Annotated in this window: 18 protein-coding genes; 4 read left to right on the plus strand and 14 right to left on the minus strand. The window is 60.3% G+C overall.

The window, feature by feature from the left end:
* The 8 genes from ACN6KF_RS07280 to ACN6KF_RS07315 are packed head-to-tail and all read right to left on the minus strand — an operon-like array spanning window position 1 to window position 5,049.
* A complete protein-coding gene (locus ACN6KF_RS07280; RefSeq protein ID WP_434956199.1) occupies window positions 1–387 on the minus strand; it encodes a hypothetical protein in 387 nt (128 codons plus the stop codon).
* Window positions 384–830, minus strand: a complete 447-nt coding sequence (locus ACN6KF_RS07285; RefSeq protein WP_434956200.1) for a hypothetical protein — start codon at window positions 828–830, stop codon at window positions 384–386. The genes ACN6KF_RS07280 and ACN6KF_RS07285 overlap by 4 nt, the downstream gene beginning before the upstream one ends.
* Window positions 830–1,216: a hypothetical protein gene (locus ACN6KF_RS07290; protein WP_434956201.1), complete on the minus strand. Its 387-nt coding sequence runs from the start codon at window positions 1,214–1,216 to the stop codon at window positions 830–832. Before ACN6KF_RS07290 ends, ACN6KF_RS07285 begins: the two co-directional genes overlap by 1 nt.
* A gap of 16 nt (window positions 1,217–1,232) precedes the next feature.
* On the minus strand, window positions 1,233–1,652 hold the full coding sequence (locus tag ACN6KF_RS07295; protein ID WP_434956202.1) for a DUF4054 domain-containing protein: 420 nt from the start codon (window positions 1,650–1,652) through the stop codon (window positions 1,233–1,235).
* 15 nt (window positions 1,653–1,667) lie between these two features.
* Window positions 1,668–2,096 carry a hypothetical protein gene (locus ACN6KF_RS07300; protein WP_434956203.1) on the minus strand — a complete coding sequence of 143 codons (429 nt, stop codon included), beginning with the start codon at window positions 2,094–2,096 and terminating at the stop codon, window positions 1,668–1,670.
* Window positions 2,097–2,098: 2 nt separating this feature from the next.
* Window positions 2,099–3,142 (minus strand): major capsid family protein, encoded by a 1,044-nt coding sequence (locus tag ACN6KF_RS07305; protein ID WP_434956204.1) that lies wholly within the window; start codon window positions 3,140–3,142, stop codon window positions 2,099–2,101.
* A gap of 20 nt (window positions 3,143–3,162) precedes the next feature.
* The gene (locus ACN6KF_RS07310) at window positions 3,163–3,666 is read right to left on the minus strand and encodes a structural cement protein Gp24 (RefSeq protein WP_434956205.1); all 504 of its coding nucleotides are present in this window, start codon (window positions 3,664–3,666) and stop codon (window positions 3,163–3,165) included.
* A gap of 12 nt (window positions 3,667–3,678) precedes the next feature.
* A complete protein-coding gene (locus tag ACN6KF_RS07315; RefSeq protein WP_434956206.1) occupies window positions 3,679–5,049 on the minus strand; it encodes a DUF2213 domain-containing protein in 1,371 nt (456 codons plus the stop codon).
* A 62-nt stretch (window positions 5,050–5,111) separates the two neighbouring features.
* Here ACN6KF_RS07315 and ACN6KF_RS07320 point away from each other — a divergent pair, with 62 nt between their 5' ends.
* The gene (locus ACN6KF_RS07320) at window positions 5,112–6,128 is read left to right on the plus strand and encodes an IS110 family RNA-guided transposase (protein WP_434956207.1); all 1,017 of its coding nucleotides are present in this window, start codon (window positions 5,112–5,114) and stop codon (window positions 6,126–6,128) included.
* 99 nt (window positions 6,129–6,227) lie between these two features.
* Here ACN6KF_RS07320 and ACN6KF_RS07325 read toward each other — a convergent pair whose 3' ends face one another.
* The 5 genes from ACN6KF_RS07325 to ACN6KF_RS07345 all read right to left on the minus strand — a co-directional run bounded on the left by ACN6KF_RS07325 (window position 6,228) and on the right by ACN6KF_RS07345 (window position 10,778).
* Entirely contained in the window at window positions 6,228–7,055 is an 828-nt protein-coding gene (locus ACN6KF_RS07325) for a phage head morphogenesis protein (RefSeq protein WP_434956208.1), read from the minus strand.
* Window positions 7,056–7,063: 8 nt separating this feature from the next.
* Entirely contained in the window at window positions 7,064–7,255 is a 192-nt protein-coding gene (locus ACN6KF_RS07330; RefSeq protein WP_434956209.1) for a hypothetical protein, read from the minus strand.
* Between the two features lie 126 nt (window positions 7,256–7,381).
* Window positions 7,382–8,983 (minus strand): DUF1073 domain-containing protein, encoded by a 1,602-nt coding sequence (locus ACN6KF_RS07335; protein ID WP_434956210.1) that lies wholly within the window; start codon window positions 8,981–8,983, stop codon window positions 7,382–7,384.
* 18 nt (window positions 8,984–9,001) lie between these two features.
* Complete coding sequence (locus tag ACN6KF_RS07340; RefSeq protein ID WP_434956211.1) at window positions 9,002–10,435, minus strand: PBSX family phage terminase large subunit; 1,434 nt, start codon at window positions 10,433–10,435, stop codon at window positions 9,002–9,004.
* Window positions 10,383–10,778 (minus strand): hypothetical protein, encoded by a 396-nt coding sequence (locus tag ACN6KF_RS07345; protein ID WP_434956212.1) that lies wholly within the window; start codon window positions 10,776–10,778, stop codon window positions 10,383–10,385. Before ACN6KF_RS07345 ends, ACN6KF_RS07340 begins: the two co-directional genes overlap by 53 nt.
* 62 nt (window positions 10,779–10,840) lie before the next feature.
* Between ACN6KF_RS07345 and ACN6KF_RS07350 the strand changes: the two genes are divergently transcribed.
* Entirely contained in the window at window positions 10,841–11,047 is a 207-nt protein-coding gene (locus ACN6KF_RS07350; protein ID WP_434956213.1) for a hypothetical protein, read from the plus strand.
* Between the two features lie 13 nt (window positions 11,048–11,060).
* Here the strand turns inward: ACN6KF_RS07350 and ACN6KF_RS07355 are convergent, their stop codons facing one another.
* Window positions 11,061–11,246, minus strand: coding sequence for a hypothetical protein (locus tag ACN6KF_RS07355; RefSeq protein ID WP_434956214.1), 186 nt, complete (start codon window positions 11,244–11,246; stop codon window positions 11,061–11,063).
* Window positions 11,247–11,390: 144 nt separating this feature from the next.
* Here ACN6KF_RS07355 and ACN6KF_RS07360 point away from each other — a divergent pair, with 144 nt between their 5' ends.
* Window positions 11,391–11,600 carry a hypothetical protein gene (locus ACN6KF_RS07360; RefSeq protein ID WP_434956215.1) on the plus strand — a complete coding sequence of 70 codons (210 nt, stop codon included), beginning with the start codon at window positions 11,391–11,393 and terminating at the stop codon, window positions 11,598–11,600.
* A 657-nt stretch (window positions 11,601–12,257) separates the two neighbouring features.
* Window positions 12,258–12,749: a DUF6882 domain-containing protein gene (locus tag ACN6KF_RS07365; protein ID WP_434956216.1), complete on the plus strand. Its 492-nt coding sequence runs from the start codon at window positions 12,258–12,260 to the stop codon at window positions 12,747–12,749.
* The last annotated feature ends 32 nt before the right edge of the window (window positions 12,750–12,781 follow it).

Raw genomic sequence — 12,781 nt, forward strand, 5'->3', positions numbered from 1 at the left:
TCAGCTTCCATTCTGCAGAGTGATGGCGACCTTGCACCAGTCCGGCCACGCCTCGAGCACATGCGCGGCAAGCCAGATATCGCCTTCAGGAAGGGTCCCGGCCGGGAATACGATGAGATCGCCGCCGCGCTCGTCGACACGGACGATGCCCATGACGGCGCCATTGAGGTAAATCGCGCGCCTGACTCCCTGGATGTTCTGGGAATCGAGCCTGCTGATATCGGTATAGGTCAGAGCCTGGACCTGCACCCGCGCCGGAAACTCGGTATATGCCGGCACGCGATTGCCATCCGGCAGGATCATGTATCCGGTCGAACGCCTGACGGTGGCCGCGACGAAGGGGTTCACGATGCCGATCGCGGGGGCGACGATGCCGTGCAGGTTCATGTCTTCACCCGGTAATCAGCGCTTCGCAGCATGTGCCCGGTCTCGACGAGCTGCTTGTCGTTGCCCTTTTTGGCGACCGTGACGGGCGACAGAGGGACCGAGTTGAAATCGACGATCGCATCCTGGAGCTGGCCTTTGATACCTTCTCCCATGCGGCCCAGGGTCTTCGCGGCGTCGTAGTCTGTATCCTTGAGCTGCGTCGCAATCGCTTGCGGCCACTGCGGGCTCTTCTCCTGGATCATGCCGCGGAAGAACGGGCGAGGGGGGATGCCTGCGTTCGGCGCGCCAAATTCCTGAATAGCCGCCACCATCGCGACGGACGTTCCGTCGGGATACGTCGCATCTTCGAGGAAGCCGACATCGACTGCCGCCGCCTTCGTGACGCTCTTGGCGATCTTGGCAAGGGCTGCTTCCAACTTGTCGCCGCCCTTGATCTCGACCATCAGGGCTGCTCCGTCGCCTGCGGCTCGCCAGGATTGGCCTCGGCGGTATCGTCCGCTGCCGTGGGCGCGGAAGTTCCCTCCTGGCCGTCCTGGGCCTCGCCAGCCGGGTTGGTCTCGGTTTTGTCCGCACCGGAATTGGACTGCTCGCCGGCATCCTGCTGCTCGCCGCTGTCGGACTTCTGTCCTTCGGCTTGGCCCTGCTGCTGCTCGCTGTTCTGGGGCTGCTCCGTGGCCTGCGACCGAGATGCCAGGTAGTGCGCCTCGGCCTCCTCGAGCATAGGCGAGAAACGGTCTCTGAAAGCCTGGAGCTCCGCGACTTGGGCGGTCAGCTGTTGATTGGCGATCAGGAGATCGCGAATTCTATATCCCATTGCGTCGATGTCCATCGACTGGGCTCCTCTGTCATCGATAGGGGAAGGGCGTCGGTGCTGGTGCTGGAAAGCTGAAACCGCCGAGCCAATAGGGACGCGCCAGTTGCCAGAACAGCGCACCGTAGGAGGTCTGGACGTACCAGGCCTGATTTTGGGTGGCCTGGAAGTCGAGCTGGACGGAGACGCTGCCCTCGGTGGCGCTGGCGATGCGGCCGACGAGGCCGGTTGCTGGACTGGCGGCCGTGCCGAAATTGAGCTGGCTGAGGTGGGCGACCATCAGCCAGAGGAAATTGATCTGTTCCTGAGGATCGCTGACGCAACCGATGAAACCGGCGATGACCTGCCGTGCAAGGGGCAGGATCCGCGCCGTGATCTGCGGTTCGGTGACGTTGGAAAACTCAGGATAGGCAGCGGCCCAGTCCTGATAGACGAAAGGGACCGGGTCGCTCATGTTTGCCTCGAAGGATCAGGCCAGAACGGCCGTCTCGACGTTCTGCCGCTTGAACTCGGGGATCACGTTCTTCGGATCGTGGGGCTCGAAGCCGACACGCTCCTTCTCACGGCCGGCGGTTTCCCGCTTCGCGTCGTCAACCGAGGCCATGATGATGAGGTTGCCGGAAGTCACTGCTGGGTGCAGCTCGTTCTGTTCCATCCACTTCTTCATGAACTCGGCATTGACCCGCGTGATCGCGAACCCGTTGACGACGAGGGTGGTGGGCGCCCTGTCGACGTGGTGGGCCCAGCCCTTGAGGGTGACCGCCGGTCCAACCTTGTACCAGCGCTTTACCTTATTGTTCGTGCCGCCGATCCCAGGTTCCTGTTCCATGCGCATCTCCTGATGTTGGAGCACCAGGCCATGGGGGAGACGGCAGCCGACGATGACCATTTCTTCCATGCTCAGACCCCCAGCATCTGGGAAATGGCGACCGGGTAGCGGATGACTGCACCCCAGGTGCCGCCGGTCTTCTTCTGGCGCCAAGCCGAGCCAGTCGGGATCAGGGTGTGATCGCGCGACTTCTCGTTGAAGGCGCAGAAGCCGGTGTCGTGGCCGTCGAACTTCTCGGCGATGAGCTGGACGACTTGCCCGGCGCCGGTGGCATAGCGCGGCGAGGTCTTCACCTTGAGGCTGGGGAAGCTTTTCGCCAGCATGTCATAGACCGTGATGCCGAAGGAGTTCGTAGCGGTGAGCGCAACGGCCGCCGCCGGCGAAAGGGCCAGCGTCAGGGCGTCGGTCGCCTCGACACGGCCCTGGGTCTGCTGCGTCAACTTGATGAACATCGCCTGGATGTCGGCGAAGATCTCGTTGGCGGTGCCGTTGATGAAACCGCCGCCCGTGATCCAGGTGACGCCGCCGGCCGCCTTCGTCGACGGGGTCAACGGTGCCGAAAGGGACGGATCGTTCAGCAGGCCGTAGTTCTGCAGGCCGGCCACACCGTTGTGATAGGTGTAGTCCTGGAACTTCGACAGCGTCAGCGCGGCCGACATCTGCTTCTCGGAGACCCAGTTCAGCTTGACCTTGGCCATCCGCTCCTCTTCCAGTTCCCCGTATTCGATATGGGTCTGGAACAGGTAGGACTGCCGCTGCGGGAAGGTCGCGTTGGCGTCGGACATACCGTTGGTATTCTGGTCGCCGTAGCTGGAGACCTCGCCGGAGTTCTCGACCACCAGGAACATGGCGGTCTGGGTCGTCCAGTCGCCTTCCTTGCGCTCGCCGAGGATTTCGGCGCCTTTGTTGGGGGCCTGGAGAACCCGGACGACCTCGGGGTCAACATAGGTTGTGAAGAGAGCCGGGACGGCGCTGGAGCCGGTGCCGACCGCAAGAGCCGGCTGGGCGTCCAAAGCGATGTGGTAATCCCGCTTGTAGGCGTCGGGCAGCCAGTCCTGCGCCATGAGGACAATGCCCCATTCCCGCTGAAGGCGGGGAAAATCTAAGTTCTGCATGTTGGATTTGCCCCTTGGCGTTAGATGGTGTCGGTCATCTTGACCAGTTCACCAGCGGCACCAGCCGTGGCCGCATAGAACTTGGTCTCGACGCTGCCGGCGACGGTGGCGCCCGCCGCGGCGAAGGAGATCGTGCCGTCGGCGGTCTTGGCGAAGGCCTTGAGGCCCACGGTGACAGCAGTGGCGCCGGCGTTCTTCACCCAAAAATCGCCGCCGCTGAAGATGTCGCCGACAGGGAATCCGGCCGGGATCAGGTTGCCTGCTTCACCGAGATAGTTGGTGATGAGGGCCTGTTCGGTACGGGCGATGAAGCCGGTGGGAAGACCGGAGCCGGTATTGTTGAGCAGCCTGGGAACGCTGTTGGCGTCGTTGGCAGCCCAGGCGAAGAGCCCGACGGTCACACCGCTGGCGCCGGCGACGAACCCGCCTTCGACGGTGACAGCGGCATGGCGCGGATTAACCGAGGCGAACTGGCCGGCAATGGCGGGCGCCTGGGTGATATTGACCTGCGTCTGGAAAGGCATCGGCGAGGATCCTTATTTCAGGCGGCCAGCGTTCGGGAAACGCTTGGAGTAAGCGTCCTCGGCGGCGGCATCCATGGCGGGGAGGGCGGGAGCGCTGGTCTTCGGCACGGGGAGGGCCTTGAGCAGCGGGCGAAGGGCCACGGCCGGCACACCGGCGATGTCGACCTTCATCGCCTTCAGGGCGTGACGATAGACGTCCTCGGCGCTGTCGCAGGCCACGGCGATCTCGCCGACATAGGGACGAACCTCCTGCTCAGCGGTCCTGAGATCGCGAGCCTGTTGCCGGACGCGTTCGACGGCATCGGTGGTGGCGGAGCGGATTGCAGCGTCCATGGCGGACTTGCTGACCTTCTCCTCCTTGTCGTCGTCATCTTCGTCCTCGGCACCGTCGTCCTCGTCGCAGGCTTCCTTGTCCTTGGCGCCCTTGTCCTTGGCCGGTTTCTTGGCCTTGTCGTCGTCCTCCTCGGACTCGTCCTCGGCTTTGCCCTTCTTGTCCTTGTCCTCGTCGGGATCCTCATCCTCGCCGCGCGGATCCATGTCGTCCTGGGCGATGTCGAGAGGGATACCGATGTCGTCGAGCTTGGCGTCGGCGGCGAGCTTGCCGGCGGTGGCCTTCTTGACGCCCTCGATGATGGTGCCGCGCTTGTCGGCGAAGTTCTTCGACGTGAGGCCGGCGAGGATCGGCTTCAGATCGATCTTGGCATCCTGCGCCAGTTTCGGGCGCAGGTAGACCATGAGCGCGCTCTGGGCCACGGCCCCTTTGCGCGTCAGCACAGTAGCCTGAGGCATCTGTTTAGTTTCCTTGGGTTCAGGGGATGGTTCGAGTGCGCTGTCATGCACGAGCACGTCCGGGCCAGCGCGACCCTGCTCAACGAGGGCGAGATGGTTGCCCCCGATGTCTCTCATCACGCCGTCAAAGGGTTCCCCCGCAGGCGTCGTTCCAGGCGTCATGTCCGGGCGATAGCGATAGCCGCACGACAACTCGCGCTGCTTCTTGGACTGCACCAGGTCGATCGCTTCGCCTTCCCAGATCGTCAGCGGAGCGGTCAGGTAAGGCGGATCGAAGTTGACCGGGGAGCCGATGGAACCGACGGTGAGTTCCTTCGGGTGCTCATCGGCATTGACGGGCTTGTGCTGGATCAGGAGGGGCTTACCCTCGAAGGTGCCGGCGGCGCGCGCCAATTCGTCGGGATGCCGATAGAGCCGATAGATCCGTTCCGGATCGAGGCCGAGGCGTTCGAAATCAGGGATCTCGCGGCCATAGTAGGGATTCACCACTGCCTTGCTGATCGGCGTCCGCTCGACATGGAGGTGGCCGTCGGCGTCGATCGAACGCACGGATGCGCGATCGAGCGCGATCTCGTCGCTCGATGGGGTCAGCATGTCATTTTCCGGGAGTACTGGTGAGGTAGTTCGATCGCTCTACGTCAATCAGGGCCAGAGCGATGAAGTTCTACGTGGGGCTGGATATTTCGGTTGAAACGACGAGTGTTTGCATAATCGACGATGCAGGCAACGTTGTCCGAGAAGGGACAGTAGAGAGCTCTCCCAAACCTCTTGCGAAGTTCCTTGCTAAAGAAAAACGCCGATGCGCGGCGATGGGACTTGAGGCGGGTCCAATCTCGCAATGGCTGTATCGGGAGCTTCTACAGCGTAAATTCCCGGTGATATGCATCGATTCACGGCACTCAAATGCTGTACTTAAAGCCCAACTCAACAAAACCGATCGCAACGATGCTCGCGGAATCGCCCAAATGATGCGTTTCGGACTGTTCAAGCCAGTACATGTCAAACCTATCGAAGCTCAGCTAGTTAAGACGCTATTGACCGGCCGAAGATTCCTCCAAGCAAAGTTGATCGCAACTGAGCAGTGCATCCGAGCCTTCTTGCACTCTTTCGGGCTAAAAATTGGCCATATCGTTCGTAAAAGATACCGGGAGCATGTTCAAAAACTCATCGAGAAATACCCAGACTTGCGTGAGATCATTCAACCCTTGCTGTCAGCTCGGCAAACTTTGGAAGAAGAATTCACTGCCCTTCACAAACAGGTGCTTGCCGCAGCTCATTCTGACGAGGTTTGTCATCTTTTGATGACGGCGCCGGGAGTTGGTCCGCTCGTCGCGCTTGTTTTTCGGTCTGCGATCGATGAACCCGCTCGTTTCAAGCGATCCAGATCAGTGGGGGCACATTTCGGCCTCACCCCAAGAACTTACCAATCAGGGGTAGTGGACAATCGCGGCAGCATTTCCCTATTTGGCGATTCATACCTGCGACATACCTTGCGGTCCGCTTCCGTCGTAATTCTTCGACCAAATTCGAAATCCTCCCCGCTGAAGGTTTGGGGAACCCAAATTGCGCATCGAAGAGGCAAAAAAATCGCCCGCATTGCCGTCGCCCGTCGTCTGGCTGTCATCCTCCACCGAATATGGCTGGATCGCACTCCCTACCGATGGGAGACTTAGGTTCGAGGGTCCCGTCAGGGGCTGGGGAGTGGCGAGATCGATGGCGGGGCTGAAGTGCTGCTGGCAACTTCGTTAAAAATCCGCGATCCGCCACTCCCTTCACGAAAATCCTCTGATGACCGCCTTGCTCACGCACCGGCAATTGATCAACTCGCCGGGAATGATCTTCCTGCCAACCTCAGGATCGAACCATCCCTCGGCGATCGGAAATCTAGTCTTTTCCCGGCCGGCCTTCTGGTGGCTCTTCCGGGGATGCTTGCCGCCGCCGCTATGAACCCAGACCGCCTCGTCGAGCCCAAGCTCGAGCTGACGGGCCCGGGTCAGCGCCGCGGTGGCCTTGTTGTTCTGATCCCGGGCGATGAAGGCCGCCCGACGTTTCGTGACGCCGAACCGGGCCTCCAGTTCCTTCGATAGGGTGGCGAGATCACGGCCGGTCTGGACCGAGCGCATCACGGCCCCCTCGACCTGGCCGAGATACTGCTGGGGGATCGACTTGATCAGCGAGACATTCTGATTGACCGTTGCGTCCAGAACGTCCCGCATGGCCGGGGTCATCTTGAACTCAACCGAGATCCCGCCGTCCTTCAAGATCTTCTTCAGGGCGGCGCTCGATCGGTTCTGCACGGATTGGCCAAACCATTCAGCGAGCTTGGCAGAGGCCTCGTCGAAGCGTTTGAGCCAGCGAGAAGCCATGTCTCGCATCGCGCGCCGCAGCGCATCGGCTGGTGTCTCGTCGGCGGCGATCCTGGGCTGGTTGGCGCGGTAGGCTGATGAGAGCCAATACAACACGCTGCGATGCATCTCGCCAATCAGGCGATTGAGCCGGCGCTGATACTCGGCCTCAATCCCCGCGTTTGGGTGAACCGGCCTCAGGACCTTTTCGGCGCGCTCCTGCGGCGTCCGGCGATGTCGATTGCTCTGGGGCACAGCCGACCTCAATCTGCATGAATGACAAAGATCTTCTCGGCGCTGTGATAATCGCTCTCGACCTCCGCCTGGGAAATCGGCTCCTGCCTGCCAGGGCCATAGAAGCTAACTACCCGCACCTCCATGCAGTCAGGGAGATTTTCGAGGGCTTTTCGCAGATCGGCGACGTTGAGCTCTTTTGGCTCCTGTCCTCCCGTCATCGCGATCCTCCGCTTGTTTTAGGCCTGGGATCGGCGGCCCCGGGATATCCTTGAAGGCGATGCGCTCGGCATCGTCCTCAAGTGCGGGGTCCGCCGCAGCGAGCATTTCGAGCAGGTTGATGGTGATCAAGCGGCCTTGGTCTTGTCGAACAGAGCGTCGAGATCTTTATCGCCGCTTCCATCTTCTTCGCCAAGCCCTTCGATCATTTTGCCGCCGTGCGGCGCCAGGCCTTCCTCTTCCTCCTCCAGGAGGTCAGGAAGGTCGTTGACGTCGATCGAGGCATAGTCGGACTGAGGATCGCGGGCGACGCGCTCCCTGCTCTCTGCAGGCGACAAGACACCCGTATCAACCAAGATCTGATCCGTTTCGGCCTTGAGCTTCTCGACCTCGGCCTGGGCCTTCTCGTCGAGCGACCAAAGCGGCTCAAACTCGAAGTCGATCCCGTCGTCGGTCTCGCCCCAGATGTTGAGCATGATCATGCCCATGACGGCATGGAGCTTCTCGCGATAGAACTTCTCCTGGAACGAAAGAACCCAGTCGTAGAAGGCGCGCATGATCCCATCGGAATCGGCATTGAGCCCTGCCGGCTGGATGCCGAACAGCTTCACCACCGGGATATGGCTGACAGATGCCATATGCTCCTGAGCCTGGGCCTGGAGACCTTCAAGACCGCCGAGCGGGGCTGAGACGGCTTCGAACTCCTCCGCCGTCTTGTCGATCATGAGAAGGCTGCGATTGGAGCGGGTGTTGTTGAAGAGCTGAGCCCGCTTGATCATGTTGTCGGCCGCGCCGCCGCTCAACACTGCATCCATCTGTGTCTTCAGCACGAACTGCGTGAAGGAGGTGATGATGTCGTTGACCCCCTGGCGCGTCTTCAGCCAGTTCTCGACATATGGATACGCGAGCTGCGACAGTGAGACGCCGCCGAAGCTGTATGCGGGCTTCAGCAGATCGGAGACCTCACGGCCGACGAAGGTGATCAGGCGGCTCTTGTGGAGCGATTTGCCCATCACGTTCCAGGACTGCGGGTCATACCAGCCGTCCTCAAGTGGGTCCGAGGCATTGTAGCCAGTCGGGTACACCCAAACTGGCTCGATCACCTTGAGGGCCTTGATCTTGCCTTCGCCGATCTTGGCTTTGCTGGTGTCATCCCAGCCGGTGCCGATATCCTTTTGCTGCTCTTCCGGGTTTGTTCCGGTGCCGAGGTCGACATAGAGATGCGCCCGGCCGAAATAGCCGTCGTGCTCGGCGACCTTTTGGAACTTGGCGCGGACATTGAGCCGCTTGAACTCGGCCTCGAGCTCGGCAATCCGTTCTGCCTTGTCGTCGCCGTCCTTGGCGGTGAAGCGGATCCAGCGCCGCGTCATCTCCGAGGCGATGGTTTCCGACATCATGCGATATTCGGGGCGCTGCGCCAGTTCGGCCAGCACCGGATAGCCCATGAAGGCCGAGCCCTGGTATCCAGCAGTCGCATAGACGTTGGCTGCCCAACCCGCGATCGCGGACATGCTGCTGTCCATGGCGATCTTCGTGCCGTCCTTGGGACCGGAAGGCATTGGGGGATGGAGAGCAACTGCGAACGGCTCGACCTTGGCCTCGGTAGCCAGAGACACCGCAACCGCCGCTTCACTGACCTTCATACCCGTCGGGGCAGGGGCCGCTGCTTTGGCTTCTGGCGCGGCCGGCTGCGTGATTTCAGCCTTCTTTCTGCGCCAGAATTTGAACATGTCGCCTTCCCGTCTCCACTATGCTGGCATGGCGGTCTGCACCAATGCCTCGTCGCTGATGTTCAGAATGCCGTGCGGCCTCGGTGCAAATGCCATGATGAAGGCGTCGGCCTTGTTGGGGGACGGTACCGAGCCACCTGGGCGGCTGGACTTCGCAAGGTCTTTCTTGCTTTCCACCTTCGACTTGCCGGCGTTGTCGTAGTCCTTGCGCGGCGTGCAAAGCTCGTCGATCAATCCGTCCAGATTGTCGCAATCGCTGTCGATCGAGATAATCTCGTCTTCCTCGAAGCTCTCGCCCTTCGTGATCGCATTGAAGGTATTCCGGAACCGCTTGGCAACGCTCCACCACGCCTGGGCCTTCAGATTGGCGTAGAAATCCTTGTTGGTCGGCGATCGTGGATCCTTCGGGTCGATACGCCGGTCGGGCTGGATCACTGCATCGCCTGCATTGAATTTCTGGTAAGCGATGCGCTCTCCGTATTGCGCGTTGAGCGCCTGGAAGTGGGCGCCGGCGAAGGCACCTATCCCGATGCTGTCATAGTCGATCGATGCGCCTTCGCGGCGGGCAAGGGCATGAACCCGGCCGGCCGACTTCAGTAGCTCATCTTCGGCAGCCTTCCACTCGTCGCATTCCTTGGCGACAAAGCCATGGGCAAGAACGGATGCACATTTGTCCTCGCCGGAATCGGCAACGTCGAACCCGATGCGTTTGGCCCCGGAGGACTTAATCCTGAGCTTCTTGTCGGCATCGATCGCCGCCATAACCCAGGATCGCTTGATGATAGCGGCGTCGTCATCCTGGATCGGCTCGCCCAGATAGATGTGCCGATATTCCTCGTCGTCCTCTTCCTTTTTGGCCGCAATGACCTTGAGGATCGTTTCAGAGAGGAAAGGGTTTTCGTCGTAGTTGATCTTTCGCTTAAGCGTGTCCGGCGGGGTGCGGGTTATGAAGCGCTTATATACAAAATCCGAGATCGATCGTGGGTTGAAGATGATCCAGAACTGCGAACCCTCGCCGCGAAGGGTTGGCTCCAGAATCCGCCACTGTTCTTCCGTGAGGTTGTGCGCCTCTTCGACCCAGCAGATATCGATGCTTTCAAGGGACTTGATCTCGTCGATATGGCGCCAGAGGCCATAGAACATGAATTCCGAGCCGGTCTTTTTGTGCCGGATAGAATTCTCGGTAATCACGAACTGCCCCATGAGGCCAAATCGCGCGATCTGGATCTTCAGGAGCGTATAGACCGACTCCGCGATCTTGTTCTGGAATTGACGGGCGCAGAGGACACGTATCCGACATTGAGTTGCGAGGTAGACCGCAAACCCAGCAGCATCCCAGGATTTTGAGCTGGATCGGCCGCCGTAGAGAACACGGTTACGCGCTGGTGTTAGCCAAAACTCACGTAGAGCCGGGTTCAGCGTTGGGCGCTGACGTTGCTGCAAGCTGGCCATAGAAGTCTGCAAGAGTGATAACCTCTATCGCGCCACCGTCCTTCCCGGTGTGTTGAATCGCCGCCAGCTTCGGATGCAGATACGGGGCTAGCTTCTCAGCCGCTTCCAGCGTGGCCTTATGCTTTGCCATCAGGGCGTCCTCATCCGGCGTCTTCTTGCTGCTCTCTGCCTTCCATCGCCGGTAGCTGTGGTTCATTAGCTCCGTCATGACTTCCAGAGGGGACAGACCGCGGGCGAGCGCCTTGCGCTTCTCGGCTTCCGTCAGGGTGTTGAGGCGCCCCTTCGGCCGACCGCTGCCCGCTCGGCTGCCGCCGTGCTTTTTCTTCGGGGGGACGTCGGTCATGAATTCACTCGGATTTGCGGAGTCGTGCTAAGAACAGTCGATATCGTCCGGAGGCGATCCTGATGTTCCGCGGTGCGCCGCTACAGGTGTTTCTGCAGGCCACCAACTATTGGATCGGCATCTGCTGGATGAAGGCGCTTATTGGCTGGCCCAAATTCTCGTCAAGCTTCTGGGCCGACACACTCGGGATCGCTCTTTGCGCATACCTGTGCGCGGCCCTTATTCTGGCATGGCGCTATTTTCGTCGTGGTGACCGGCCTGCGAAATAGAGCGCTAACGCACCTATTTGTCGGACGTCTTCGCTTTCTGGGCGATCAACTGCCAGTGTTCGATACTGATGCGCTGCGGCTCCGGGCTGAACAGCTCGGAGACGGCCGGCGCAAGCAGATTGGCGAGGGCCGGGTCTGCGATGTTCTCTTTGACCAACCAGTTGGTGACGACCTGGCGCTTTTCCTGCTCGGTCGGCATGGCGATCTCCAATGAAAAACCCCGCGCGGCTGGGCCGGCGGGGAAGGGCAGTTGCGTTCGAATTTGGTGTACTTAATTCCGTAGAGGAACTAATATTTGTATCGAAGTGGAAGTAATAATCTACCTCGATAGAAACGCAGATAAATGCGCTACCGAATCGTCAAAATTGAACTTGAGACCAGCGGCCGCAACATTTCTTCGGTCGAATATTTGACGCGGCGGGAGGCCATTCTTGAAGCTCAGCGGTCTGCCGAGCTTTTTGGAGGCGGTTTCGAGTTCAACGAACACACCGAAGAATGGATTGCGAAGGATCTCAATGGTCGTGAGTACCTGATTTTCATTGTCGAGGCCTAATCGCTGAGACTTGCCGGTCGTCGTCCGTCTGCCTGCTTGAAACATTCCGTCCCCGTCAGTCACAGATAAGGATCCCGGTCGCCCGGACCATCTGCACTCCAGCCGCGCAATGTGCGGCCGGGGATCTTATGCGTTCCGACGAGAGGGCTTAGCCCGCCAACATGTGTGCCCGTGCCCCATGCCACGCCGAAGCGGGATGGCTGGCCGCGCTCCCGCGCTTCCGGCATGTCCGTCACATCCACATCCAGTCGTGACGCCCCTGCGCCTTACGGCGCCTCTCGTCGAGTTCGGTGCCCATTCGGGCGAATTATCGCGCTTGTTCCCTCCTGTTGGAGCGGGGCGCGCGCTGGTTTCTCAATTTCAGCGCAGCGGGGAACCAGAAAGGCCACTACGCTTAGGCTGGGCCGCCCCCAGCCGCTGGGAAGGAGGCTGTCGCTGAGAGCCTCTCGGCTCTCTGGGAGCCTTGCGGCTCAGGGGAGTGCGTCAACCGCAACTCGTGCGACAGTGGCGATTTGATGCCCCTATTCGCAGCGATTGTCACCACCCCAAAAGCGGACTCAAAACGGCGTATCAACGCCCCATGGGACGGTGATATTGGAGAGAAATCTCCTTCATCTAGGTTTTATTTGTTGCTACTTGTTCTGTCTCGGAGGCGCTGTGACACAACCAGACTGGTATCCCGATTGGCTCCATGAAGCGGTTCATGAACTCCAAGCCAAGAACGATCGCCTGGAAGCCGAGTTCACAATCGGGCATTGGGAGAGCTGGTTTTACGATCTTGAGCAAGGAACCATCATCTTCTCCCAGGGGGGCGAGCCGAAGTTCATCGCGCAGATCCAGGTAATTGGCTCGACCAGCAACAAAGCGAAGAACTGGCTCTGGGCGTGGGGCAACAGCAGCATCCCCGAGGCGATGACAGTGGACGCACGACAGGCTCAAGCCTTTGGCGAAGAGCATGGGATCGAGGATTTGACCCATAGCTACGTCAACGATGACGACTTCGAAGCATTGGGATGGGAACTCACTGCTGTGGCGGCTCGGCTCGCCGACGCCCTAGGCGCATATCGTCCGTCTGACGAAAAGGGGGCCATTTACCTGCTCTACAACGACATACGCTGGGTAGATGGTCCCAAGCAGAGCGGTGGGTAATCCGAGGCGTGGGGCACAGCGAGTGTTCCGCT

The organism is Labrys methylaminiphilus subsp. lupini, assembly GCF_051161885.1.
GTDB lineage: Bacteria > Pseudomonadota > Alphaproteobacteria > Rhizobiales > Labraceae > Labrys.